Source organism: Sulfurovum sp. NBC37-1 (assembly GCF_000010345.1).
In the GTDB taxonomy this organism is placed as follows: domain Bacteria; phylum Campylobacterota; class Campylobacteria; order Campylobacterales; family Sulfurovaceae; genus Sulfurovum.
In genome coordinates this window covers 980,506-1,005,458 of record NC_009663.1, presented here as the reverse complement: position 1 = coordinate 1,005,458, position 24,953 = coordinate 980,506, and the positions used below count along the sequence as shown (strand labels likewise).

Annotated in this window: 22 protein-coding genes; 6 read left to right on the top strand and 16 right to left on the bottom strand. The window is 47.9% G+C overall.

Features of this window, described 5'->3' with window-relative positions; translation table 11 throughout:
* Positions 1-12: 12 nt before the first annotated feature.
* On the bottom strand, positions 13-1,302 hold the full coding sequence (locus SUN_RS05070) for an ATP-dependent DNA helicase (RefSeq protein WP_011980672.1): 1,290 nt from the start codon (positions 1,300-1,302) through the stop codon (positions 13-15).
* On the bottom strand, positions 1,292-2,236 hold the full coding sequence (locus SUN_RS05065; RefSeq protein WP_148154653.1) for a ribonuclease T2 family protein: 945 nt from the start codon (positions 2,234-2,236) through the stop codon (positions 1,292-1,294). The genes SUN_RS05070 and SUN_RS05065 overlap by 11 nt, the downstream gene beginning before the upstream one ends.
* Positions 2,237-2,305: 69 nt before the next feature.
* Here SUN_RS05065 and SUN_RS05060 point away from each other — a divergent pair, with 69 nt between their 5' ends.
* Together SUN_RS05060 and SUN_RS05055 are read left to right on the top strand one after the other, a co-directional pair.
* A complete protein-coding gene (locus tag SUN_RS05060; protein ID WP_011980670.1) occupies positions 2,306-3,223 on the top strand; it encodes an HpcH/HpaI aldolase/citrate lyase family protein in 918 nt (305 codons plus the stop codon).
* Positions 3,210-4,196: a lytic murein transglycosylase gene (locus SUN_RS05055; RefSeq protein WP_011980669.1), complete on the top strand. Its 987-nt coding sequence runs from the start codon at positions 3,210-3,212 to the stop codon at positions 4,194-4,196. The genes SUN_RS05060 and SUN_RS05055 overlap by 14 nt, the downstream gene beginning before the upstream one ends.
* A 10-nt stretch (positions 4,197-4,206) precedes the next feature.
* On the opposite strand, the gene SUN_RS05050 is transcribed toward SUN_RS05055, so the two are convergent.
* The 5 genes from SUN_RS05050 to SUN_RS05030 all read right to left on the bottom strand — a co-directional run bounded on the left by SUN_RS05050 (position 4,207) and on the right by SUN_RS05030 (position 10,291).
* A complete protein-coding gene (locus SUN_RS05050; protein WP_011980668.1) occupies positions 4,207-4,821 on the bottom strand; it encodes a protein-L-isoaspartate O-methyltransferase family protein in 615 nt (204 codons plus the stop codon).
* A 1-nt stretch (position 4,822) separates the two neighbouring features.
* Entirely contained in the window at positions 4,823-5,626 is an 804-nt protein-coding gene (gene amrB / locus SUN_RS05045; RefSeq protein WP_011980667.1) for an AmmeMemoRadiSam system protein B, read from the bottom strand.
* Positions 5,627-5,764: 138 nt separating this feature from the next.
* The gene (gene amrS, locus SUN_RS05040; RefSeq protein ID WP_011980666.1) at positions 5,765-6,775 is read right to left on the bottom strand and encodes an AmmeMemoRadiSam system radical SAM enzyme; all 1,011 of its coding nucleotides are present in this window, start codon (positions 6,773-6,775) and stop codon (positions 5,765-5,767) included.
* 181 nt (positions 6,776-6,956) lie between these two features.
* Entirely contained in the window at positions 6,957-8,834 is a 1,878-nt protein-coding gene (locus SUN_RS05035; RefSeq protein WP_011980665.1) for a putative bifunctional diguanylate cyclase/phosphodiesterase, read from the bottom strand.
* Between the two features lie 41 nt (positions 8,835-8,875).
* Positions 8,876-10,291, bottom strand: coding sequence for a DASS family sodium-coupled anion symporter (locus tag SUN_RS05030; RefSeq protein ID WP_011980664.1), 1,416 nt, complete (start codon positions 10,289-10,291; stop codon positions 8,876-8,878).
* 80 nt (positions 10,292-10,371) lie between these two features.
* Here SUN_RS05030 and SUN_RS05025 point away from each other — a divergent pair, with 80 nt between their 5' ends.
* Both SUN_RS05025 and SUN_RS05020 read left to right on the top strand, forming a co-directional pair.
* On the top strand, positions 10,372-11,724 hold the full coding sequence (locus SUN_RS05025) for an SLC13 family permease (RefSeq protein ID WP_041672686.1): 1,353 nt from the start codon (positions 10,372-10,374) through the stop codon (positions 11,722-11,724).
* Positions 11,725-11,870: 146 nt separating this feature from the next.
* Positions 11,871-13,805, top strand: a complete 1,935-nt coding sequence (locus tag SUN_RS05020; RefSeq protein ID WP_148154651.1) for a hypothetical protein — start codon at positions 11,871-11,873, stop codon at positions 13,803-13,805.
* A gap of 143 nt (positions 13,806-13,948) precedes the next feature.
* On the opposite strand, the gene SUN_RS05015 is transcribed toward SUN_RS05020, so the two are convergent.
* From SUN_RS05015 to acsA, 6 genes are read right to left on the bottom strand one after another with little or no spacing between them, the layout of a single operon-like run.
* Positions 13,949-14,926: an alpha-ketoacid dehydrogenase subunit beta gene (locus SUN_RS05015; RefSeq protein WP_011980661.1), complete on the bottom strand. Its 978-nt coding sequence runs from the start codon at positions 14,924-14,926 to the stop codon at positions 13,949-13,951.
* On the bottom strand, positions 14,913-15,065 hold the full coding sequence (locus SUN_RS13570) for a hypothetical protein (protein ID WP_158298178.1): 153 nt from the start codon (positions 15,063-15,065) through the stop codon (positions 14,913-14,915). The genes SUN_RS05015 and SUN_RS13570 overlap by 14 nt, the downstream gene beginning before the upstream one ends.
* Positions 15,058-16,023, bottom strand: a complete 966-nt coding sequence (locus tag SUN_RS05010) for a thiamine pyrophosphate-dependent dehydrogenase E1 component subunit alpha (protein WP_011980660.1) — start codon at positions 16,021-16,023, stop codon at positions 15,058-15,060. Before SUN_RS05010 ends, SUN_RS13570 begins: the two co-directional genes overlap by 8 nt.
* 12 nt (positions 16,024-16,035) lie before the next feature.
* Complete coding sequence (locus SUN_RS05005) at positions 16,036-16,284, bottom strand: acyl carrier protein (protein WP_011980659.1); 249 nt, start codon at positions 16,282-16,284, stop codon at positions 16,036-16,038.
* Positions 16,281-17,513 carry a dihydrolipoamide acetyltransferase family protein gene (locus SUN_RS05000; protein ID WP_011980658.1) on the bottom strand — a complete coding sequence of 411 codons (1,233 nt, stop codon included), beginning with the start codon at positions 17,511-17,513 and terminating at the stop codon, positions 16,281-16,283. The genes SUN_RS05005 and SUN_RS05000 overlap by 4 nt, the downstream gene beginning before the upstream one ends.
* A gap of 9 nt (positions 17,514-17,522) precedes the next feature.
* Entirely contained in the window at positions 17,523-19,274 is a 1,752-nt protein-coding gene (gene acsA / locus SUN_RS04995) for an acetate--CoA ligase (RefSeq protein WP_011980657.1), read from the bottom strand.
* Positions 19,275-19,314: 40 nt separating this feature from the next.
* Here acsA and SUN_RS04990 point away from each other — a divergent pair, with 40 nt between their 5' ends.
* Together SUN_RS04990 and lipA are read left to right on the top strand one after the other, a co-directional pair.
* Positions 19,315-20,118, top strand: coding sequence for a lipoate--protein ligase family protein (locus SUN_RS04990; protein WP_011980656.1), 804 nt, complete (start codon positions 19,315-19,317; stop codon positions 20,116-20,118).
* On the top strand, positions 20,093-20,953 hold the full coding sequence (gene lipA, locus SUN_RS04985) for a lipoyl synthase (protein WP_011980655.1): 861 nt from the start codon (positions 20,093-20,095) through the stop codon (positions 20,951-20,953). The genes SUN_RS04990 and lipA overlap by 26 nt, the downstream gene beginning before the upstream one ends.
* Position 20,954: 1 nt before the next feature.
* On the opposite strand, the gene SUN_RS04980 is transcribed toward lipA, so the two are convergent.
* The 3 genes from SUN_RS04980 to SUN_RS04970 all read right to left on the bottom strand — a co-directional run bounded on the left by SUN_RS04980 (position 20,955) and on the right by SUN_RS04970 (position 24,948).
* Complete coding sequence (locus SUN_RS04980; protein WP_011980654.1) at positions 20,955-21,296, bottom strand: carboxymuconolactone decarboxylase family protein; 342 nt, start codon at positions 21,294-21,296, stop codon at positions 20,955-20,957.
* 90 nt (positions 21,297-21,386) lie between these two features.
* Positions 21,387-23,411, bottom strand: a complete 2,025-nt coding sequence (locus tag SUN_RS13000) for a sensor histidine kinase (protein WP_011980653.1) — start codon at positions 23,409-23,411, stop codon at positions 21,387-21,389.
* Positions 23,412-23,490: 79 nt separating this feature from the next.
* A complete protein-coding gene (locus tag SUN_RS04970; protein ID WP_011980652.1) occupies positions 23,491-24,948 on the bottom strand; it encodes a CCA tRNA nucleotidyltransferase in 1,458 nt (485 codons plus the stop codon).
* Positions 24,949-24,953: the final 5 nt, after the last annotated feature.

Below are 24,953 nucleotides of genomic sequence, written 5' to 3'. Positions count from 1 at the left end.
GATCACACTGTCCTATTCCATAACGGGCAGGTCCCGGTAATACGCTACCACTCTCTGATCCACATGGATCACCCGCTGCAGATACTGTGAAAGGTCACCCCGGCTGAAATCGATCTTCAGCCGTTTGGGGTCGATGGCCCTTGAAATGGCTACGTAGAACTGGCTTGGCGCGAAGATGTTGTCCACATTGCACACCAGATTGTCGATGCTCATGCCCTGCGACTTGTGGATGGTCACGGCATAGGCGAGCTTCAGCGGGAACTGCGAGAGGGTAGCCAGAGACATCGTTTCGATGGTACCATCCTCCCTGACAGCCATATCGAGCAGGTCGAAGTCATGGCGTTCCACACGGACGTACTCATCCTCCTTCTCGACAATGAGGTAGTCCTCTTCTATCTTTTTGAGTATTCCCCGCTCCCCGTTGACGAATTTGCCCCATTTATTCACGGTAAAGAGAATGGGCACGCCCTCTTTAAGGGTCAGCTGTTCGGGGACGGGCAGCATATTCTTCCACCCTGCCAGTTTCTTTTCGTGTACCTTGCCGAACATTTCGATATTGGCAAAAAGGATGGTCTCTTCAGTCTCAAGTTCGTTGATCCTGGCACGGTTGGTCTGTTCGACCTCAAGATTTCGGCCATAAAGACAGGTCGGGTCCTTTTCCAGGCCTTCATTGTTCCAGAGGCGCATCATGTACTGTACTACCTCTTCGTCGCAGACACCCTTGCGTACTTTGGAAAGGATGTGTGTGAACTCCGCATCCTGTGTCCGTTTCATTTCGGTCAATTCGATGACCGTCAGATCGAAACGTTCCCACGCCATGCTCTCGAAGGCATAGAGTTTCTCACCGAAGACATCGTTGCGTTTGTTCTGTTTCTGCACCGGCGGCAGCTGAAAGAAGTCTCCCACAAAAAGTACTTTGCCCAGATAGCCGTAATTGTTGAGCCGATAAGCGATCATGTCAAGCAGGTCGGTACTGACCATCGAGATCTCGTCGATGATGATCAGATCGGTGGCCTTGAGAACTTTTTTAAGATTACTCAGGCGCTTTTTGGCACGTTTGTCCGAAACGGCAAGTTCATCGAAATTAGAGGCGATACCAAAAGCAAAAAAACTGTGTACGGTAAACCCCCCGATGTTCACGGCGCTCACGCCTGTCGAACCCAGTGCCACCACCTGTTTTCCGCGTTTTCTGTAGTCAGAGATCACTTCGTTGGTAATGTAGCTTTTCCCTACCCCCGCACCTCCGGTCAGAAAGACATTGGAATGTTTCAGTGCTTCAAGTACATCAGTTTTACTTGCCATAACCCGCCCTGTCGACGATGCCGCTCTGGCATCGGCTTCGTACCGGCTTTCCGTTTTTAAGCATTGAAGCAAGGTCATCCCCTTTGCTGCCAAGATGCAGCCAGAGTTCGGTAACAAGCCCCTGCCTGCACTTCATCTCCACCCGCTTACCGCTGCCCGGGCCAAAACGCCTGTCAAAAAGATGGCGTACCTGAGCAAGCGTTACCCTTTTGCCCTGGTTCTTCACAAAATACTCATTGACCCCACTCTGCTCGAACTGCTCCATCAAGGCGATGATATCTCTGAAGTAATGCTCTGCATCTTTTCCGTAGCAGGTACCGTGCCTGATCCACTCGTGACGATGCAGGTTGGAGGAGAATCCTGGCATAAAGTGCGACAAACCGCCAATGGTACGCTCACTCAGTGCCAAATGAGGCAATCTGTTCCACTGCCCGTGCCTGTCCAGCGTAACCAGTGAGGCATCGACATCGCAGTAACTGTTGTTCTGCGGCTGCGGCCAGAGTCCATGAAGTACGAAATGGCTCTCACTGTAACGCTTCGAAGCAAAACCAAACAGTGGCTGCCGACACTCTTTTCTGTTGCGGTGTGTTTCGCAGAAGGCATTGTGCCAGGAGAGTGCCAAAAGTAAATCTTGGGGCTCCCCGCTGGTTTCATATTTTTTAGTATTATACGTATCTGACGTATCTTTCTTCGTTGAGAAGCAGCACTCGTCAACCCATCTCTGTGCAGGCTGTTCCCCTTTGACCAATACCAGGAACTGTCCTTTGTGATGCTGAAGTACGGTATATTCCCGGCTGGTATTCAGGTGGACATCATGGCTGTTCTGTGTATGCTTCATATTGTTGAAGGCAGGACAGTTCCCCGCGGGAACAGCCTCGTACCTTGCAAACAGCGAGAACGTCATGATAAGCATCAGAAAAAAAGATCGTCTCATTTCACAGACCTTGGATTGTATTTGGAAAGTATTATATCGTTTTGGGATAAGTTTTGATATGATTACTTCATGATATTTGAAAACCTTGAAACAATCCCCAAAATCTTTGGCAGCAAAAAGAAACCCCCCTGTTCCAATCAACGCAGGCGCTCCAACATGATGCTCAACCCTCTGAACCTAAAGCATCTCAACCGAATGGACGAAAGCCCTGCGGACATGATCACCCTCAATCTCGAAGATGCCATTGCGCCCAGCCGTAAAAAAGAAGCACTGCATAACATCGCCCTTTTCCTCTCCCATATGGAGTCGAGCAACTCTTTCATTATCGTACGTACCAATCCCCTCGATGAAGGCGGTGCCGAGGAGATAAGCTTTTTGAACGATTTTGGCTTCGATGCCATACGTGTGGCCAAGGTAAAGGACCAAACTGAGATAGCCAAGGCACTTACACTGCTCTCTGACAATAAGGAACTGCATATCTCCCTTGAGACCAAAGAGGCGTTCAAGGACCTTGCTAAACTCCGCATCGATGAACGGCTCACCATGGCCAACCTTGGCATACTCGACCTCCTAACTTCACTGGGATTGCCGCAGTCCATCGTCACGCTCGGCAACCCGACCATCGATTACATTCTCTCAAAGTTCCTTGTGGATGCCAGAACAGCCGGCATACACCCCATCTCCTTCATGTTCCAGGAGTACAACGATACAGAAACCTTCAGAGCCTGGTGTGAACATGAAAAGAAGATGGGATTTGAAGGTAAAGCATGTATGGGGCCCAAGCAGGTCGATATCGCCAATACTGTTTTTAGTATTAATGAATATGAAATTGAAAGGGCACGGCACATCAAATCTGTCTTCGAAGAACATTCTGCTCAGGGCATCAACGGTTTCATGGATGGGAAATATGGATTCATTGATGAGCCGATCTATCGGGATGCTCTATTGATACTAAATAATATAGGAGAACAATGTGCGACCGCTTAAACTACTCCTTCTCATTACGATGATCCCCCTCTTCCTGCTGGCCAACGATGACCGGCCGCCTGTCAGGTACGACTACCTCTCCAAACCCGATGTCCAGCGTTTCATCAGAATGATGCATACACGCTACGGCTTCAGTGAGAGTTATCTGAGAAAGGTATTTAAGCATGCCAGGCTTGACAGGGACACACTGGCACGCTATACGGGAAAGTTCAAGAAGAACACGACTGTGGGAAGCTGGGAACGCTTCAAACTGCATGTGGTCAATCCGGAAACATTCAAAGAGGCAAAAGCCTTCAAACGAAAGCACTACAGGATGCTGAAAAAGGCCGAAAGAGCTTATGGGGTAGATATGGACTACATTGTCGGCTTTTTAGGCGTAGAGAGCCGTTTTGGGAACTATACGGGGGATTACAACATTCTCGATGCCCTTGCCACGCTTGCCTTTCATAAAAACCGTATGCAAAAGTTCTTCAAGAGTGAACTCAAACACCTCTTTCTCTTTGCCAGGGAAAAGAAGTACGACATTACAAAACTGCAGGGTTCCTTTGCCGGAGCTATGGGCTGTGTGCAGCAGGTCCCTTCGGTCGCCCGCCGCTTCAATAGGGATTTCGACGGTGACGGTGCCAGTGTATGGGATATAGAGGACTGTATAGGCTCGATCGCATCCTTCATGCACAAGAACCGGTGGGAAAAAGGAATGCCCGCCGTCATTCCTGCCAGATACAAAGGCGGCAAACGTTTTACGCGGCTGCGTACCTCTCATAAACGTATGCTTCCCATGAGTACCATTAGAAAGGCGGGGGTCACTCCTGCACAGCCTTTCCCATGGAATAAAGCCTATCTCGTCAAAACACGCAACAGAACACATGACGACCTCTGGCTGGGAACAACCAACTTCAGAGTGCTCACACGCTACAACAACTCGGCCAACTACGGTGTAGCAATCTACCTGATCGCAGAATCGGTAAAATAATCCGAGATAATCAATAGATCAGCGGTACGAAACGGAATCCAGGGTACTCCTCTTTGGAGATGCTGCCGTCAGAGAGCTTTCTGAAACGGAAGATGGAGTTTCTCACCGGAATGACCAGTACACCACCCGTTTTCAACTGGGTAAAAAGTTCCTCTGGTATCTCACTGCTGCTGGCAGAGACCAGTATTCTGTCGAAGGTCTCACCCGGCCTTCCCAGCGCTTTTCCCGCCTTTTGAATGCTGCAGTGGGGACCGAAATCGAACTTTGAAAGATTGTGCTTTCCCACTTCGACAAGACTCTCTACCCTCTCCAACCCCTGCACACTTCCGCTTTTTCCTGCGATGCTGCAGAGCAGTGCCGTTGTCCATCCCGACCCTGAACCGATATCGAGTATTCTCTCATCTTCGTACGGCTCCAACAGTTCGAGCATGAAAGCTACAGTGGAGGGTTGTGAGATCGTCTGGTCGTTTCCTATGGGCAGAGGGGCATCGATGTAAATATACTCCCCGAATGATTCAGGAATGAAGTTTTTTCTGTCTACTTTCTTGAATGCCTCGATGATCCGGGGTGTTCGCAAAGCACCGCCAACGATCATCGAGTCGATCAGTTCCTGCATATTCTTCATTTTACTCTCCCAGAAAAGCGGCACTCATGTAGCCGACGACCTGGGATTCATCGCCACTGGCATCCGCACTGGTCCTGTAGTCGAGCAGCAATGGTTTCAGCCCTCTTCTCTTGGCTGTAATCAGCATTGCTTCCACACCGATCTTTCCACAGGCTTCACATCCCTGATGTAATTCGGCCGTATCGAGTTTCTGTACGGCATCCAGACAGATGCTGTCAAGCTGCTTGGCCTTGTTGATATCATAGTAGTGGCTCAGGTCCGTGCTTATGACCACAACAGTATCGGGGTCATCCAGCAGATAGTCTATCACTTCCGCCAGTCTTGCTGGGTCTTCATCACCGTACACCAGTTCCACTACGGAGGCATCCGTATCGTAGGTCTTGACGAAAGGCATCTGCACTTCCGTACTGTGTTCATGATGGGCATCCGGAACGAACTGCAGGCCGAACCTGCTTTTTAGTTCATTGACCAGTTCTCTGTCGATGGGCAACGCTCCCAAAGGGGTATTGTAACTGTCATAATCGGAAATACTGGTTCCTTTCAGATAGACCCTGTGGCTTGGGCCGATCACGACCACCCTCTTGGCTTCTGTATTTCCCAGCAGACGCATGGCGACATTTGCCGTAAAGGCTGAATAGACATAGCCTGCATGCGGTACGATGACTGCCCTAGGTTTCATATGCAGCAACTCTTCATTCTGAAGATGCTCCTCTATGATCCTGTTATAGTGTTCGAACATCTCTTTGATCTCATTGGCATCTGACGGGTAGAACTGTCCCGCTACAGCTGTTTCTCTTGTACTCATATTACTCTTCTCCTATTTTAATATTATTTAGTATAATATTATGTTTTCGATTGGAATCGAAAATTTCAACACAGTGTATCCTATAGATTGTTCCGAATTTGCCGAGGCTGAAGCCAACGATTCCAAACGAGACCATCACTATTTCCAAATTCCTTCTATCTCTCTCTTGCATTTCGGGCAGTGTCCATCCTCCAGCCTGTTGACTGTGACCGAATACCCCGTTCTGTCTATCAGCAGTTCACCGCAGTCCGGACAATAGGTATCGCCATGCACCGGCACATTGCCGAGGTAGATGTAGTGCAACCCGGCCTCCTGGCCGATCTTTTTGGCACGCATCAGTGTCTCTATACCTGTAGCCTGATGGTCCATCATCTTGTAATCAGGATGGAAAGCGCTCAGGTGCCACGGGACATGTTTTCCCAGTTCATCGGCAATGAACGCTGCCATCTCCTGCAGGTCCTTGTCGCTGTCGTTCTCTCCGGGGATGATCAGTGTGGTCACTTCGACCCAGATGCCCTCCCCTACCATTCTTCTAAGGGTCTCTTTCACGCCTTCAAGACCACCTTTGAGCACCTTTTTATAGTAGGCATCGTCCCAGCTTTTGAGGTCGATATTGGCTGCATCCAGCCAGCTTGGCATATCTGCAATTATCTCTTTCGTTTCGAACCCGTTGCTGACAAAAATGTTCTTCAGCCCTCTCTCTTTGGCGATCACCCCGATATCTTTGGCATAAGGGTAAAAGATGGTGGGTTCGTTGTAGGTATAGGCGATCGAAGCGGCTCCGTGTTCAAAGGCAAGGTCCACCATTTTTTCCGGAGAAACTTCTATCTGCTTGTTGACATGTGTCTCCTGAGAAATATCCCAGTTCTGGCAGAAAGGGCATTTGAAGTTACAGCCTACTGTACCGAACGAGAGCGCTTTGCTTCCCGGCAACAGGTGGTAGAGCGGTTTCTTCTCGACAGGATCGACATTGAGTGCCACAGGGTGTCCGTACACCAGGTTCTTCAGTTCTCCATTCTCATTCTTGTTGACCCCACAGATCCCGACCTGCCCCTCTTTGAGCTTGCAGTAGTGCTGACAGAGCAGACAGACTATACGGTCTTTCCCTTCTTCTGTTTTATAGTATTTCATGTTTTCGTGTACTGTCATAGTGACTCCTTCTTTTAAACCCTTATACAGAAAGGCTCAACTTTCTTTAACTATACCATATAGGTTTGAAAAAGTCAAGAGGCGGGAATAAAAATAGTATATCAGGGAAAAGAGAGGAAGGTGATCCATAAAATGGGAAGGGGAATATTGGATCGGCAATCCGTACAGGGAGTTGAAATATTTACACACCTATTTCAAAATGGTGCTGCTCTCTGTTGTTGAGATAAAAGGTTTCAAATGCTTTCTGTTCCAATGCTTTGGAAAAGTAGAAGCCCTGGAAGATGTGACATCCGTTGTCCCTCAGGAAGTCGAACTGCTCTTCGTTCTCTACCCCTTCTGCCACTGTTTTGAGGTTAAAGATCTTTGCCATTGCCAAGATCGTGGAGATCATCAGTTTGTCAGACTCGTACTTGCTAATGTGGCTGACGAACGTACGGTCGATCTTCAGCTCATCAATAGGCATTTGACGCAGAGAGCCCAGGGAGGAGTATCCCGTACCGAAATCATCCATCGAAAATGAGATACCGATACGTCTCAGCTTGTTCATCACAGCGATAATTTTGTACATATCTTCTATCAGGATCGTCTCCGTCACTTCAAAAATGATCTTCTTTCTGGTATGGTCATTAAGATATTTCTCCGAAAGCATCTCAACCTGTCCCAAAAAGTCCGCATGGAAGAACTGGCGCACACTGAGGTTGATGGAGAACTGCTCCAGATCGATCCCCTGTTCCTCCCATGTCTTCAGCGTTTTGAATGCTTCTTCCATAATGTAGTGTCCCAACTCGATGATAAGTCCAGTTTTCTCGGCAATCCCTATGAACTCGGAAGGAGGTATGAAACCGAATTTGTCATTTTTCCATCGTACCAGCACTTCACAGCCTACCAGCTGACGTTCCTGGTTCATCTGAGGCTGATAACGCAGGTCTATCTCGTTATGCTCCAAGGCAAAGTAGAGTTTTCTCTCCAGTTCAAGATGATACTCGACTCTTTTCGCCAAAGCTTCGTTAAAGAGTATGATCCCATCACGTCCCTGGGCTTTAGCCTCATACATTGCGATATCTGCTTCTTTAATGAAATGTCTCGCTTCAGAGGAGGTACGCCCGATACCGTTCACTCCGATACTCGCACTCAGATAAAGGTGGTGCCGGTCGATCAGGTAAGGTTCTTTCAGACGCTGCAGAAGCTTCTGGGCAAAGGTATAGGAGATCTCCCTGCAATGCTCCATATACTCGAACTCTTCACTCACTATGGTAAACTCATCTCCTCCAAGACGGGAGATCAGATGATCCTCTCCGCAAAATTCTTTGATCCGGCTGGCGACCTCTATCAGTACCTTGTCCCCTATTTCATGGCCAAGCGTATCATTGATGGTTTTGAAGTAGTCCAGGTCGATCAACAAGATATAGGCAAACTTATTGGAATAGTGTACTCTTTTGATCAGCTGATCCATATAGTCAACAAAATACCGACGGTTGAAGAGCCCGGTAAGCGCATCATGCTGTGCCTGATAGTAATTTTTCTGAAGCATCTGATAGCTGTTGTCAGAAGCATAGAACAGCACTCCCCACAGTATCATGGAAAAAATGGCAAGCACATAACCGTACCATTCCCCGATGAGTGAGAAGTAGACCACCAGCGGCAGCATCAGTATTGCCAGTACAGGCAGGAAAAGGCGCTTGTCCGCAATCAAAATGGCAGATGCAACGACCGCAGCTCCCAACTGCGTAAAGATAGCGATATAGTGCATCTTGCTCTCGGTCTCATTGGCATAGAGTATAAATATTAGGCTCCACAAAGCAAAAATGATGTAAAAGAACACCATCAGCCTGATATACCAGGATTTCAGATCCGCTGTATTCATCTGTTCGGGTTTGTATCCCTTATACAGGAACCAGCCCCACAGGGAGACAAGCAGCATCAAGCCGTACCATACAAGGGCAGGAATGACAATGCCGTGAAGCCACGCCAAACCTATATAGGCCAGGCCAGGTAGCAGGGAGAGTGCCGTCATGAGAGGAATATGTTTTTGCAGAGTATAGATACTGTATCGATTCATAATATTATTTTAGTATTTTTTTTTATAATTTTAGATTAAGTTTATACTATAAATATAATCCATGCCGTACCTACCGTAAGAAATATCAGCGTATTGACTGCCGTAATAATCCCGCCTATTTTGTACACTTCACCCGCTTCAATATAGCCGCTTCCCGTGTAGATGACGTTCGCCGAGGAACCCTGCGGCGTGATGATCGCATTGAAGTTGGTGGCAAAGAGCAGCATGTATGCCATCAGTTCCGGTGGTACACCCGCTTTCATCGCTACTCCGAGGAAGACAGAGAAGAGTGCCAGCATCTGCGCGGTCTGGGAAACAAAAAAGTAGTGTATCAGCACATATCCGACGATCAGTGAGACATACACTACCGGCCAGGAGAATCCCTCGACGCTTGTCGAAATGTGTTCACCCACCCAGCCCATGAAACCCAGTTCATTGAGGTATTTGGACATGGCATACAGAATGGCGAACCAGACCAGCGTTCCCAAGGCATTTCCCTCACCCCTGAGGTCTTCGAGCGTGAAAATGTTGGTCAGCATCAGAATGCCAAGCCCCAGAAAAGCCACTGCGGTCTTGTCCAGGCCCCAGCTGCCGGACATAACCCAGAGAAATACCATGCCGATGAAAACGCCTGCCATGATCCACTCGTTTTTATGTACAGGTCCCATCTTGTCCAGCGCTTCCTGTGCGATCTGTGGTGCTTCTGGCGTCTCTTTTAGTTCGGGAGGGTAGATCTTGAAAATAACCCAGGGTACGAGAAAATAGAGGATCAGCACCGGCAGGGATGCAGCCAGCGCCCAGGAACCATAGGAGATATCGACACCCACCTCTTGGGCCATCTTCGCACCGGCAGGGTTCGCCGCCATAGCGGTCAGCCAGAGTGTGGACGAGAGAGTAAGGCCGGCCATAGAGGTCATCATCAGAAAAGAACCTATTTTCTTGCGTGACCCGTTGGAGACCTTCGATCCGCTGTCTGCTGCCAGGGCGTTCACTATGGGAAAAAGCACCCCGGAGCGTGCCGTATTGCTCGGGAAGGCCGGGGAGATGAACATATCGGCCGCCACGATGGAGTAGCCCAGTTTCAGGCTTGAAGTACCGAACTTGCGGATGATCAGAAACGCGATCCGCTTTCCAAGTCCCGACTTGATGACCCCGCGCGCGATGAGAAATGCAACGATGATCAGAAGAATGAACCCTTCCGAAAATCCGCTGTAGGCCTGCTTGGTCGTCAGCGTCCCCGTCAACACCACTGCTGCAAGTGCGAGAATGGAGGAAGTGAAGATAGGCATGGCATTGATAATCACCGCAAAGATCGCCGAAATAAAAATGGCGAACAGATGCCAGGCCTGCGTCTCGAGACCGGAAGGTGTAGGCATGAACCACAGTATCAGGCCAAAAAGCAGCACAGAGAGCTGCAGCCAATGTGTTTCTATCTTCTTTTTATGCTGATGCGACATGGCTTTCCTTAATAGGTAGAAATTAATTTATTTAATTATAGTAGAATAATATAAGAGATACAACTTGGGGAGGGATCACTATGTCTATGGCTGAACAGATCAAAAAAATCGTACTGGCACTGATACTTGCAGGAGTGGCTTTTGCAGGGATGTTCCCTTTTTTCACTTTCGCACAGTCCAGCATGGTCGCCATCATCGTTCTGATGGTCACTTTATGGACCAATGAGGGCCTGCCGCTCGCAGTGGTGTCCCTCATTCCTATCGTCCTCTTTCCCGCAGCCGGCATCCTGACCACCAAAGAGACCACGATCAACTATGCCAACCCCATTATCTATCTTTTTCTCGGAGGTTTCCTCGTTGCTATAGCCGTTGAGAAGACGGGACTTCACAAAGTTATCGCCAACCGGATGCTCGCGCTCTTTCCCTCTTCGGTACGGGGGATCATTTTTGCGCTCATCATCACATCCGGGCTGTTGAGTTCGGTACTTTCCAACACAACGACCACCCTGCTTCTGCTGCCCATTGCCCTCTTTCTGACCGAAAATGTCAAACTGAAAATGAGACTGGCCCTCGGTATCGCCTACGGTGCGAGCATCGGCGGCATCCTGACACCCATCGGCACCCCGCCCAACCTGATCCTCATGGGGATCATGGAAGAGATGGGAATGCCGGCAATCCCCTTTGTCAAATGGGTCTATCTCGTAGCACCGCTTGTCTTTACCATGTTCCTGGTGGTGGGTTATGTACTTAGCATGGGACTTAAAGATATGCATATCGAGACCAATCTTAAAAAAGAACCGCTTACCGGGCATCAGAAAAAAGTACTGATCCTCATTGGTGGGCTAATCCTCATGCTGCTGGTCAATGCCCCCATCAAGCCTTATTACAGCGGTCTTGGCCTGAGTGAACCGGGCATACTCCTTGCGGCGGGACTGCTGCTCTTCACTCCCCCATTTTCCATTCTGGACTGGATGGAGGACAAAGACAACATCCCCTACCGAATCATGTTCCTTTTCGGTGCGGGCTTCGCCATTGCCGCTGCCTTCACCAAAACAGAGATGGCAAGCGTAATCGCAACACACCTGGTCAGCTTCTCCAGTATGCCACTGCTGCTTTTCATCATCATTATCGCGACGATGATCACTTTTACCACAGAGATCACCAGCAACACGGCACTGATCTCCATTATGTTGCCCATTATCTATAAAGTGGCTGAACAGACCGAGGTCAACGCTACGCTCATCATGCTTGTTGCTACCATCTGTGCTTCGTATGCTTTCATGCTGCCCATTGCCACACCGCCCAATGCCATTGCAATGAGCTCAGGTGTCATCAAGATAAAAACAATGGCAGCCTACGGCTTTATCTTCAATATTATGGGGATCATTCTCATCGTTACTATTGCCAATTTCTTCTGGATAAACGTCCTCTAAAGATCTCGGCCAGTTCGCCTGGTTCTTTAACTTCCCCTCCTTATTCCTCTCCTCTGTTGATGATATGGTAGTATGTACTATAAAATCATAAAAATCATAAAAACCATAGAATTTATCATTTTATGCTTTGTTGTTATAATGTCAATATGTCGACAAATGAAAATCAAATGAACCATGTAGTAGCTGTTATGTTTAAAACATTGATCTTGCTTGCTGCATTGTCTGTATGGCGATATGCAAATACAAGTTGCTGGTTATTTGTTATCGTTTTAACAATAGTTTCTTTCTTTTTGACTATGACATTTTCAGAAGGTAGATTACTTTACCGAAAAGGTTTTGCAGACCAGGTGTTTAGGGACAGTTCCATATTTCATCGGTGGCTGAATAAAACCTGGTTTGTTCTGATAAGCTCTCTTTTCAGTGCACTAATCGCAGGGATAATGCTGCTTTTAAGTATCCTGCATCTAAATGGGAAAGTACTCATTGTGATGTTTTTGGATATTGGTTTATTATTGACACTCTACTGGCTGTTTATAAGATATTTCTCGAAACATACTTATGAAGGTATAACTCATCTGGTTGCCAGAAAAACTGCTGTCATCGTGAATATAGTCATAATGGTTCCTGTTGCGGTTGCAATAATGCTGTATTCAATGCCTCCAGAATTTTTACACGGCTCTCTTGTCGCAACCATAGATGGTGCTAAGCAGAGTATTACTCCAGTCTCATGTGAAAGCCTGAGGTTACTACAGACATATGATGCTGTCAGGAATGGATTTGCATGGTGGGCAATGTTCAAAGCATCCTCATCTCTTGGAGGTACCGTTTACGCAATACTTGTCTGGCTGGGATTCTTAGTGATGCAGACTTTTTACCTTTGGATATTTTCAAGGCTTATCCTCAGCAGCACTATACCCTTTGTAAACGTTTTTTCAAAAATAAATCAATACAAGATAGACAGGTTTTCGCTTGGCTTCTTTGGTGTTATTGTTGCATTTGCGGTTATCTCCATAACATTCATGCCAGATGAAAGGGTAGATAAAAATGAAACTGTGGAGACCAACACTACTTATGTATCAGATGTGTTGAAAGAGATTGATACATTAACACAAGAGGAACGAAACAAAAGTATAGAAGCTGTTAATAGCTACATCGATACCGAAGTCAACCATGTGTTTCAAAGTGTCTATGCAAATATACCCCAATACGCTGACCGACAATATGTATGGTACCGTGACTATGTAGATATGTACCAGGTCGCTGCAAAAAAAATATCGGATGGCTGGGAAAAATACAAGTATTACATAAGAAAATATATATGGCAGGATGATGTATCATACCCATTGTTGAACAATACAAAAAGCTATGCTCAAAAAAGCAGCGATGAGCTTCAGCGGGTTTTGTTTCAAAACGGAAAATTTGATAAACAGATTTATGACCTTCAGCAGAAAATAAATGCCTATACTCAAAAACGGATAGTTCAGTCCAGAGACAGTATTGCAAGCTCCATAACACTTCCTGAAGGAATTAAGCTCTCTGAAGGAGATATGCAGCGTCTTCAGAATATTAACGCCGCAATTGAAAAATCATTTTTGAAAGCAAAAAACTCTTTGGTTAAAACGGCAATGGCCTACAAAGTTGGTGAAGTTGGAGTAACATTGGTATTGACTAAGACCATAGTAGCAAAACTATTAGCCAAGTCAGGAGTTAAAGTCATTGCAAAAACAGGGGCAAAAACAGCTATCAAGTCTGGAGGATTCCTCTCTGGAGCTACTACAGGTCTTGCTGTATGTGCTCCATCTGGCCCATGGGCACTGGCCTGCGGTGCCGCAGCTGGAACACTTACGTGGGTTGGTATTGATTTTGCGGTAGGCAGTGTTGATGAAGTGCTAACGAGGAATGCCTTTGAAGCAAAGCTGAGGAGTGAAATTAAGCGAAATGAAAACGCATTCAAGCAGCAAATGAAACAAACATATGCGCGCGGTATCAATGACCTGTTTAATACACTTGATGCGTCAGTGCATAAAAGGCCTATTGATGCAATAATCTATGATAGAGATACAAATACTTCCAAGTTGTAGAAGGTATTTTTCTGTAGCAACTAAGTACTAGAGAAAAGTGCTCAGATGATACTGATAATATAACACTCATTATCTCACTAAATACTTATTCTATAATAAGCTAATCAATACTCCCGATACTTACATCGGGGTTATCTCTCAGATTATAACCCATTGTTCTTCCCCCACTCAACGATCTTCTCGGTAATAGAATCGGGGGTAGGAATGGACGCAAGTTCAAGTTTTCGGTTGTAGGGGATCGGTACATCTTCCCCCGCAATCCTCAGCGGTGCCGCATCGAGACTGTAGAACATCTCTTCAGCCGCCCAGCTCACTATCTGTGCTCCATAGCCGCCTGTTTTGTGGTCTTCTTCCACAACAACGATCGCGCCCGTCTTTTTCAGCGATGCTTCAAGGGTTTTGTAATCGACCGGGTTGAGTGAACACAGATCGATCACTTCACAGCTCTTGCCTATCTGCTTTTCTATCTCCGGCACTGCTTCCATCACATCATCGACCATTTTCAGATAGCTGACGATGGTCACATCTTTGCCCTCTTTGATAACACGTGCCTTGAAAGGATCGATCTTCGTATTGAGATCCACTTCACCTTTTTTGTTATAGAGAAGTTCATGTTCAATGAAAACAACGGGGTCGTCACTCATAATGGCATATTTCAGCGCATGGTAGGCATAGTTCACGTCTCCCGCTGCAAAGACGATCAGGCCGGGCACGGCACTGAGCATCTGCTCGTAACTCTCGGAGTGCTGCGCGGCCAGCTGACGGCTGACCCCCTGAGGAAAACGTACCACCATCGGCAGTGTGATCTTTCCGGCACTCATATAGCGGTACTTCGCCATATGGTTGATGATCTGGTCAAAGGCAAGCAGAGCGAAGTTCGCCGTCATGATCTCTGCAATAGGCCGCAGTCCGCCCATTGCCATACCCACGGCATTTCCCACAATCGAGAGTTCCGCGATGGGTGTATCAATCAGCCTCTTTTCCCCGTATTTGGCGACAAGGCCTTCCGTCACGCGGTAGCTTCCTCCGTACAATCCAACATCCTCACCCAGGGCAACCACGGTCTCATCGATCGCCATCGCCTCGTCTATCGCTTTGTTCAATGCTTCACGATACAACATTTGCACCCACCTTTGATATAACGCCCAGGAAAGCGGTTCCCTGGGTTACGTTAACACTGAGTTTGCTTCGGCAGCAGGCCCGCCACACTGGCGTGACTTCAAACATCACTTCATTACATACTTCAGATACACTATACATTTGCACATCCTTTACAGAAAATATCGGCATAAAGCTCTTCAAGCCCCGGTTCGGGAGCATCAGCGGCAAAGGCAACGGCCTCATCTACTACTGCCTGTGCCTTCTTCTGCAAGGCCTCCAGCTGTCCGGCGTCCAGTCCGTAGTTTGTTTGAAGCACTGCTTCCATCCGCTCTATGGGGTCCTTCGCTTTGCAGATATCCAACTCTTCTTTGCTGCGATAGGTGCCGGGGTCGCTCATGGAATGTCCTTCGTAACGGCAGGTCATCGCTTCAAGGAATATCGGGCCGTGCCCATCCTGGATCAGTCGTTGCGCTTCTTTGACTGCTTCGTAAACAGCTATGGCATCCATGCCGTCCACTTCCATAGTCTGCATATAAGGTTCCGCTTTTTTGGCTTGTTTTTCAAAGGCTGCGACACGGGTGATCTTCGTTCCGATCGCATAGCCGTTGTTCTCGCACAGGAAGAGCAGAGGAAGCTTCTGGGCACTGGCATTGTTAAGCGATTCAAAGAAGGCACCGCCATTGGTCGCACCGTCACCGAACACGACCATTACACCATCTTCCTGTCCGAGGAATTTTCGGGCATAGGCACATCCCACTGCATTGGGGATCTGCCCGCCCACGATCGCATCACCGCCGTAAAAGAAATGAGAAGGATCGAACAAATGCATCGATCCACCCCGGCCCCGGCTCACACCAGCAGCCTTTCCAAACAGTTCAGCCATGACAGCCTTGGGGTCCATCCCCCTTGCGATCGCCATGACATGTTCACGGTAGGTCGTAAAAACATCTCCTTTGTCAAAGGCTTTCATCGCCGAAACGCTGAAGCCCTCCTGCCCTATATCCAAATGCAGGAAACCGGCGATATCTCCGGCCATATAATGTTCTTTTGCTGCCAGTTCGAAGGCACGTCCCAGTAGCATATCATAATAGATCTCTTCCGCAAGCAGTTTGTTCATACTCCTGCTCCCTTACTTCGATAAATGCTTGACAAAATAGTCAGCCATATGCTCAACCGTATCGACCTCTCCGTAATCGGACTCGGGTACTTCCACACCAAGTTCATCGTTAAGTGCGGTCAACAAATTCAGGAAATCGAACGAGTCTATCTCAAGCGATCGCTGAATATTCTCATTCTCGGGGATCGTCTCCCCCTCGTGTTCCGGAGCGATCTCGTAGATCTCCTCGATTATCTTCTTTTTAATCTCATCTTTCGTCATAACAACTCCTCGGGTTTTTGTAAGAATTCATCCAGTTTGTTCAGGAACAGCGCTCCGGTACGTCCGTCCGTGGCACGATGGTCACCAGCCAATGTCGCCCGCATCACCTTGCGCACCGCCAGGGCATCACCCTCAATCCATGGCGCGTCAGCGATGCGCCCGAGTCCTACCAGTGCCACCTGCGGCGGGTAGATAACTCCCAATACCTCTTCCACACCAATATCACCGAGATTGGTGATGACGATCGTCTGCTGCGTGATCTCGGAACTGCGCAGCTTTCCAGAACGCGTCCGCGTGATCAGGTCATGAAAGGCTTTCATCGTACCATCAAGATCCATCTCCTGCGCATTGAGTAGCGCCGGTGTTACCAGCCCTCCTTTGCGCTTGGCGATGGCCACACCGGGATTGATCACCTCACTCATCTGCAAGGTGTCATTCTGCCAGAAACCATTGAGTTCCGGTACGGCCTGCAGTGCCTTGACAACCGCACGGATGGTCAGGGCAGCGGGCAGAATACGCTCTTTGATACTCCGTTTTTCATTCTGCTCCGCCAGCCAATCGAGTGCCGGTGTCATATTGATCGATGTGGAAAGATAATAGTGGGGGATCTCCGCATTCGAACGGCTCATTGCCGCAGCGATCGCTTTTCGCATGCTGTCGGAACCGCCCCGCTTCTGCTTGGCCGTTTTGGCTGCCGCCTCCACCTCGTCCGTACCGATCTTGCCTTCCGTTTTGGCGGCAAGTGCTTCCAGGTCCACACCAAGCTCCTCCGCTTTTTTGCGAGCTGCAGGGGATATCTTAATCTCATGGTCGGTGGATTTTTTCGGTTTTTCCTTTGTGACTGTCGTTTTTGCTTCTTTGACACTCTCTTTCTTTGAGGGTTTTTTCGCTTCGGAAGCTTTCTCTGTCGTCTCTGTTTCTGTCGAAACTTTCGGGGCCGCCTCTTTCCCACTCTGCGTTCCCAGCTCTTTTTCCAGTGCTTCCGCTGTTTCATTCTCCCCGACGATCACGGCGATCGGTGTTCCGACATCGCATGTCGTACCCGGTTCGACCAGAAGCCTGTCAACAACACCGTCCTCGAAGACTTCGACCTCGATCACGCCCTTGTTGGACTCTACCTCTGCGATCACCTGGCCTTTCTTTACCTTCTCGCCCTCTTTGACCTTCCACTCCATCAAAGTGCCCGATTCCATATCGGCACCGAGACTCGGCATTTTAAAAATACTCATATCCGCTCCTTATTTTTCCAGTGTCGAGGTATCACCCTCTGGCAATCCAAGCTCTCTGGCCTTCAACAGACGGCGCATGATCTTCCCACTTCGGGTCTTGGGCAGGTTCTCCTGGAACTCTATCTCTTTTGGCGCCACCGCGGCACCCAGTTTTTTGCGTCCGAACCCTATCAGTTCACGTTTGAGCTTTTCGGTGGGTTCATAACCGCTTTTCAGGGAAACAAAGGCTTTGACCATCTGCCCTATCAGCGGATCGGGCTTACCGATAACGCCGACTTCCGCCACTGCCGGATGCTCCATCAGCGCACTTTCCACCTCGAACGGCCCGACCATGTGCCCTGAAGTCTTGATGATATCATCCGCGCGTCCAACGAACCAGAAGTAACCGTCTTCATCTCTGTAGGCAAGGTCACCCGAAATATACCAGCCGTCCACAAAGCTTTTTTTATATTTTTCTTCATTGTGCAGATAGCCGCGGAACATCGAAGGCCATCCCGGTTTCAATGCCAGGTCGCCGTCTTTTCCGGGTTCCCTGATCTCCGTGACCGTTCCGTCACCGTTCTGACGCACCACCGCGGCAACGATACCCGGCAGCGGCCGTCCCATGGACCCCGGTTTGACATCCTGGCAGAGATAGTTGGCGATCATGATACCGCCCGTCTCCGTCTGCCACCAGTTGTCATGGATCGGCATTTTAAGTTTCTCTACACCCCAAATGACCGCTTCGGGGTTGAGGGGTTCGCCGACACTCTGTACCAGACGCAAATGTGAAAGATCATAGCTTTCAAGAGGTTCGATATCGAGACGCATAAGACGGCGGATCGCCGTGGGTGCGGTGTACCAGACAGAGATCTTGTGCTCCTGCAAAATACCGTACCAGCGTTCGGCATCGAACTCCGCTTCATCCACGACATTGGTCACCCCGTGCAGCCAGGGCGCGATGATGCCGTAGGAGGTACCCGTCACCCAACCCGGATCGGCGGTACACCAGTACATATCGTCAGGATGAAGGTCCAGTACGTAGGCACCCGTCACCCAGTGCGTGTACATCGCCTTATGGACATGTATCACCCCTTTGGGCATACCCGTCGTTCCGCTGGTAAAATGCAGCAGTGACATATCTTCCGGCTCCGTATGCACGATCTCGAAACTGTCCGACGCTTTTTCCATCAGACGCGGCAGGGAAAGCACCTTCTCGTTCACGTCCTCTTCGGCATCGATCAACAGGATGGTACGCAGTTCGGGAAGCTGGTCCATCTGGGGAGCGATCTTTTTCTCATACAGCCTCTGTGTCGTCAGAAGCCCGCGGGCATCGCCGCGCTGCATCCGCTGCAGTATCGGTTCAGGACCGAACTGGGAGAAGAGCGGGCACATCACCGAACCGTTTTTGAGTATCCCCATCGTTCCAATATAGAGTTCGGGAAGACGCGTCGAAAGTGTATAGACACGTTCTCCTTTTTCAAAACCGAGTGATTTGAGTACATTGGCGAACTTTGCACTCTCCCGTTTCATCTGCGCAAAAGTATAGGTACGCTTCTCGCTGTTCTCTCCCAGCCATATCAGGGCCGCTTTCTCGGCCAGCGCACCGTTGGCATGCTTGTCTATCGCTTCATGGGCGATGTTCAGGCCGCCTCCAGGCAAGCCTTCGAACTCTTTGGCGATACTCTCCCAGTCAAAACTGTCGTAGGTCACCTCATAGTCTGTCATATTGGGCTGAACTAAAAAATCAGCAGGATTTTTTTTGATACGTCTCTCTTCCATCCCTTCTCCTCCTATTTAATTTTCTATAGTATAATCCAAAATGGTTAATAAAGTAAAAATACAGTTATGGAGATTTATCGACAGCCCAGCGGCTTCGGCACAGTGGAATATGGCCGTGGATGAAGCACTGCTGACCGCTTTCAAAGAAGAGGACCTGCCCATCTTCCGTCTCTACCGATGGGAAGAAGCGTCGCTGAGTTTCGGCCGTTTCTCACAGCCCAAAGAGACACTTGACTGGAACAGGGTTCGTACAGAAGGAATCCCCTGCGTCAGACGTATAACGGGAGGCGGCATTCTGGTGCATGGCAGCGATATCTCCTATTCACTGATCGTTCCGCATACTTACGTTCGGGACAAAGGTGTCAGAGAGGCATACCGGGAACTGTGCGCTTTTCTCATCCGACTCTATAAGCTCCTGGAGATCGATGCCGGTTTTGCTCTTGACAGGCATCTTCCCGAAACACAAAGTACCGTCTGTCTCGCGGGAACAGAAGCCTACGACATCGTGACAGACGGCAGAAAGATCGGCGGGAACGCCCAGCGCCATACCCACCATGCCATGCTGCAGCACGGAACGATACCGCTGGAGATCAACCGGGAACGTTTTGAAACGCTTTTCCTGAAAGAGTCGGGCCTTTCACAGGCAGCGACACTGAGAGAGACCGACAGAGGCATGACTGAAGAGGTATTAAAGGAAAAGATCATCAAGGCTTTCAGCGACACATTTGATGCCACACTCCAAAAAGAACCTTTAAACGAGGCAGAGCAGGTGCTTGCACAAACACTTTTTGACAAAAAATACAGCCAGGAGGCATGGAATGTCCACGCAAAAAGCAGCCTATAGCAAACCCGAATGGCTCAGAAAGAAGATCACACTCAGCAGTCTGCGTGAAGTCGAAGCCATCATTGCCAAAGGTAAGCTCCATACCGTCTGTCAGGAAGCCATGTGTCCCAACATCGGTGAATGCTTTTCCCGTAAACAGGCAACGTTTCTGATACTGGGCAAAGAGTGTACCCGCCACTGCACGTTCTGCAACGTCTCCAAAGAAATGCCGCTTCCGCCCGATCCGGATGAACCGTTACATGTGGCAGAATCCGTGGAAGCGATGGGTTTGAGACATGTGGTCATCACCAGTCCGACACGTGACGACCTTTCCGACGGCGGTGCGGAACATTTTGCCAAAGTGGTCCGGGCTATCAAAACGTACGACGAGACGATCATTGTGGAACTTCTCATCCCCGACCTTCAGGAGAATGAAGCCGCACTGCAGATCATCGCCCAAAGCGGTGCCCAGATCATCGGGCACAATCTCGAGACGGTACCACGCCTCTACCACATACGCAAAGGGGCGAAATATGAACGCTCCCTGCGTGTACTCAAAAAACTTGCCCAGTTGAATCCCGACATCAGGACCAAAAGCGGTATCATGCTTGGGCTCGGAGAGAAAGAAGAAGAGGTCAATGCATTGCTGCAGGACCTTCTGGATCATAACTGCAGACTGCTAAGCATAGGACAGTACCTTTCACCTTCAAATGAGCATACAAAGGTCGTCGAGTTCGTACCACCGGAACGTTTTGACCATTTCCATGATGTCGGTATGGCCATGGGCTTTGACTTCATCAAAAGTTCACCCTATACCCGAAGCAGCTATATGGCGGATGAATACCTGAAATCTTAAATCATTTTCCTATAAATTCATCCAGCGCTTTTTCCACAGGGATCATATACATCAGTGCCGGCCCGCCGTGCATAAGTACTGCCTGCATTGCCGCATCGATGACCTCTTCCCTGCTCGCACCGTTGGTCAGTGCCCCTTTGACATGCAGGGCAATACACCATTCGCACTGCGCCGCTATAGAAAGGGCGACATTAATAAGGTCTTTGTCTTTTGAGCCCAAAGCACCGGGTTTTTCAACACTCATCATAAACTGGTTGAATGCTGCTGTCTGTTTGGGAGATTCTTTCTGCAGACGTTCGACCAGTGCTTTTATCTCATTGAGTTTTTCAGTATAGGTACCCATTTCATTCTCCTTCATTCTTTTTCATCATTATATAGGCCAAGCGTAAACAAAAAGTGTACCCACTTGTCTCACATAAAAAGTGAAGACGATCTATGATTCAAACCCGATTATAAAACAGGCACCTTTATTTCTGTTCTCAACATTGAGTTTCGCTCCATACTTCTCGGCGATCTGTGTACTCATGTAGAGCCCTATACCCGTACCTTTCCCCTCTTCCTTCGTCGTGACATTGGCTTTGAAGATATCGGGGAGTACCTCTTCAGGAATACCGCCGGCATTGTCTTCTATCTCTATTCTCCTGCCCTGTTCATCATCGATCAGCCGGATGGTAATATTTCTTTTTTCTTCAATGTTGTTGTCGTTGAAAGCATCTTTTGCATTGTTGATGATGTTGAGGATCAGGTGTTTGAACTCGTTTTTTGAACCGTGCAGCTCTATTTCGCTCTCTTTTTCCACATCTATCGTAATGCGGTTCTTCATAAACTCGTCTTTGGTCAGGAACATCACGGAATCTATGATCTCCGATACCCTGAAATCCTCATTTTCCTTGTTGGGACGGAAGAATGACCTGAACTCATCGAGCGTATCGACCATATGGTCTATCTGTATCTGGATATTCTGACTGAATTCATCCACATACCTCTGGTCGACCGTGCCTTCCTCAAAATCACTCTTGATGATCTCGCTGTACATGCTCAGCGCATTGAGCGGCTGTTTCCACTGGTGCGCCACGGCATCCATCATTTCCCCCATGGCCGCCATTTTGGACTGTTGTATCAGAAGTTTTTCATTGGTCAGGCGTTTCTGAATTTCATCTCTTTCCCTGCGCTGGGCATCTTCCAGCGCCAGTGTTCTGTAATTGAGATTGTAGACAAGCTGTCCGATCTCACCCTTGTCATCACATTTCAGAAAACGGTAATGGCCGTCTTCGAGCATACTGTTCTCCAACTGTCTGTTTACACTCTGCAAAGGATCGACAAAATATTTTTTCAACAGTAGATATCCTAAAAATGTAGCCAATAGTGTACTCAGGAATGTGATCCAGATAAGCACACTATAATCTTTATTGAAATCTTCAAGCACTACATCTTCCGACATACCTACGACCAGACTCATACCGGTATCGGGAAAATAGAAGATCGTTATTACACTGGCTGCATTGAGCAAAGCATCATTTTTAAGGAAATAGGTTTTCGTTTCCATACTTTTGGATCGTTCCTGCATGATTCCCAAGATCATTTCGGCATCATTCCGACTGATCTCCGAACAACATTGGGAAATTTCGGTTGCCTTATCTCCATACTGTCGAGCAATTTTTTCTTTTCTTTTCTGAAGATTTTTTTGGATCACATCCAAAATGGGAAGCAGTTTCGGATCTTTCCCTGTATAGATATTCTTTTCATGAATTCTTTCTTTCACTTTTGGAGATTTGGCAACGAAGGTACCTTTTCTGTCAAGTAACATACTATAACTGTTGTTTATTTCCTTCAAATTTTCCATGTAATGACCTATTCCCATGTCAATACTGGCCACTCCAACAAAGGTCTTGTCATGATAGATAGGTGAAACCACGGTGATCATCCGAACATGTGTTATGGGATCAGTGTAAACCTTTGTCCAGAATGTCTCACCCTCTTTCAGCTGTTTCCCTAAAACATAGAATTCCATCTGACGGTAATTTTGCGGATTTGAAGTCACATAGTCTTCAAGCAAACTGAGTTTTTTTGTCCTGTCCCGGTTAAAAAAGATAACTCCGTCCTTTTTTGACGGATCGAGCATATAAGGCTCAAACCATACACCGCCACTCTGAACATGCTTATCTCCCATGGCATTCATCAGAAGAGCAGGTATCAGTGTATTACTGGTTTTTTTATTTCTATATTTTTCTGCTGTGACAGAAGCGAGTATGAGAACATCCTCCTCCATCTTTATTTTGGTCCGGTTCATTTGGTCGACTATATGGATCGTACTCAACCTGGCTTTCTCAACAGCATTTTTCTCAAGAATACTCTCTTTAAAGAGTGAAAAACTTGCCATGATAAAAATAAGGAAAAAGAGACTGATGACGACAAAAAATCCGATCAGTTTGACCTTGATACTCTCATACCACTTCATATTTCCCTGTCCCTTTTCTCTTAATGATATATGGGCACCTCTAATAACCCTAGATGCTCATATTATAACAAAAAATGATTTATTGGCAATGATGCCTTTTGACATGATCAAGAGCCCCTTCTCTGTCTGAGATCACTCCATCAAGTTGCAATCCATACACCTCATCCAGAATAGTTCCAAATCTTGGCGAAGGCTGCATTCCAAGAGCTATGAGATCCCTCCCCTGCAAAATAGGTTCGATCGGCCTGTTTTTCACCTTCAGCTCTTCTGCTTTCCCAAGTAGCCACTCTCCTGCTTCATACACACCTTTTTTAGCTTCGGGTGTTGTACGGCCCAGAAAATCCGCTTTGGCCACCAGCACCAGATCTTCAATGTTCACTTTGGTTGCCAATCTACGTATGGCAGATGCTTTGGCTCCCTGTTTATAGAACTGTGATGGTTTGAGATGATGCTCCACCAGAGGTAGGATACTCTCGATGAAATCATGCTCCTCTGTCAGGCGATACATAAATGACCTTGTGGGTTCAATACCTGCCTTTTCATGTCCGATCGCCTTGATACACCCCTCTTCTACCGTTGTAGTCATCGGTTTTCCAAAGTCATGACACAATTCAGCGAACAAAAGCTTCAATGCTCTTTTTTCATTCCGGTGTTTATCTGTGGTGCTGTCAGGGGACAGCACCCTACACGACCTACTTTCTACTTTCTCTTCCTTGTTGAGTATCGATGCCATAGCATCGATACTCAGCATCGTGTGCGTCCATACATCCCCCTCAGGATGGTATTTGGTATCCTGCGGTACATCTATGAGTGCATGCAGTTCTAGAAAGCAGTGTTCGGTGATACCCCACTCCCGCATCAGCCCAAACCCCATGGAGGGCTTGGGCGCCTTGAGAAGCAGTTTTTTCCACTCTTCGTAAATGCGCTCTTTGGGCAGTTCTTCAAGTACTCCTGATGCAACCATTTGTTTACAAAGTACTGCTGTATTCTCTGCCACATCAAAACCAAAACGTGCAGCGAACTGTATGGCGCGGTAGACACGAAGCGGGTCTTCAATGAAAGTACTGTCATCGATATGGCGCAGTATTTTGTACCGAATATCATTCAGGCCGCCAAAAGGATCAAGAATTTCATATGTTTTAATATTATACCCGATGGCATTGATCGTAAAATCCCTGCGGTGTGCTGCTTCTTTGAAATCAAGCATCCCATCTATTTCTACTTCAAAGCCTGTATGTCCCCTGCCTGTCTTTCTCTCGGTACGCGGAAAAGAAAAATCATACTCGACATCACCGATCCTCAGTTTGACGATGCCAAAATGCTTTCCTACCTGAGAAACACTGCCAAATTTAGACAGGACCGATTCGAGTTCATCTAATGTCGTAAGTCCATACACTTCGATGTCATAATCCTTGACATCCTGCCCCATGACCATATCGCGTACCGCACCGCCCACAAGCAGTACAGCAGCACCTTTGGTTTCCAAACGATCTGCAATAGTATAGAGTACTTCAGGTAGATATATGGCACCCGGCATCTACA

Bases quoted from the DNA above. Each gene is read 5' to 3' on its own strand.
- SUN_RS05070 (WP_011980672.1), bottom strand. From the start codon at position 1,302: ATGGCAAGTAAAACTGATGTACTTGAAGCACTGAAACATTCCAATGTC.
- SUN_RS05065 (WP_148154653.1), bottom strand. From the start codon at position 2,236: ATGAGACGATCTTTTTTTCTGATGCTTATCATGACGTTCTCGCTGTTT.
- SUN_RS05060 (WP_011980670.1), top strand. From the start codon at position 2,306: ATGATATTTGAAAACCTTGAAACAATCCCCAAAATCTTTGGCAGCAAA.
- SUN_RS05050 (WP_011980668.1), bottom strand. From the start codon at position 4,821: ATGAAGAATATGCAGGAACTGATCGACTCGATGATCGTTGGCGGTGCT.
- amrB (WP_011980667.1), bottom strand. From the start codon at position 5,626: ATGAGTACAAGAGAAACAGCTGTAGCGGGACAGTTCTACCCGTCAGAT.
- amrS (WP_011980666.1), bottom strand. From the start codon at position 6,775: ATGACAGTACACGAAAACATGAAATACTATAAAACAGAAGAAGGGAAA.
- SUN_RS05035 (WP_011980665.1), bottom strand. From the start codon at position 8,834: ATGAATCGATACAGTATCTATACTCTGCAAAAACATATTCCTCTCATG.
- SUN_RS05030 (WP_011980664.1), bottom strand. From the start codon at position 10,291: ATGTCGCATCAGCATAAAAAGAAGATAGAAACACATTGGCTGCAGCTC.
- SUN_RS05025 (WP_041672686.1), top strand. From the start codon at position 10,372: ATGTCTATGGCTGAACAGATCAAAAAAATCGTACTGGCACTGATACTT.
- SUN_RS05020 (WP_148154651.1), top strand. From the start codon at position 11,871: ATGTCGACAAATGAAAATCAAATGAACCATGTAGTAGCTGTTATGTTT.
- SUN_RS05015 (WP_011980661.1), bottom strand. From the start codon at position 14,926: ATGTTGTATCGTGAAGCATTGAACAAAGCGATAGACGAGGCGATGGCG.
- SUN_RS13570 (WP_158298178.1), bottom strand. From the start codon at position 15,065: ATGTATAGTGTATCTGAAGTATGTAATGAAGTGATGTTTGAAGTCACG.
- SUN_RS05010 (WP_011980660.1), bottom strand. From the start codon at position 16,023: ATGAACAAACTGCTTGCGGAAGAGATCTATTATGATATGCTACTGGGA.
- SUN_RS05005 (WP_011980659.1), bottom strand. From the start codon at position 16,284: ATGACGAAAGATGAGATTAAAAAGAAGATAATCGAGGAGATCTACGAG.
- SUN_RS05000 (WP_011980658.1), bottom strand. From the start codon at position 17,513: ATGAGTATTTTTAAAATGCCGAGTCTCGGTGCCGATATGGAATCGGGC.
- acsA (WP_011980657.1), bottom strand. From the start codon at position 19,274: ATGGAAGAGAGACGTATCAAAAAAAATCCTGCTGATTTTTTAGTTCAG.
- SUN_RS04990 (WP_011980656.1), top strand. From the start codon at position 19,315: ATGGTTAATAAAGTAAAAATACAGTTATGGAGATTTATCGACAGCCCA.
- lipA (WP_011980655.1), top strand. From the start codon at position 20,093: ATGTCCACGCAAAAAGCAGCCTATAGCAAACCCGAATGGCTCAGAAAG.
- SUN_RS04980 (WP_011980654.1), bottom strand. From the start codon at position 21,296: ATGGGTACCTATACTGAAAAACTCAATGAGATAAAAGCACTGGTCGAA.
- SUN_RS13000 (WP_011980653.1), bottom strand. From the start codon at position 23,411: ATGAAGTGGTATGAGAGTATCAAGGTCAAACTGATCGGATTTTTTGTC.
- SUN_RS04970 (WP_011980652.1), bottom strand. From the start codon at position 24,948: ATGCCGGGTGCCATATATCTACCTGAAGTACTCTATACTATTGCAGAT.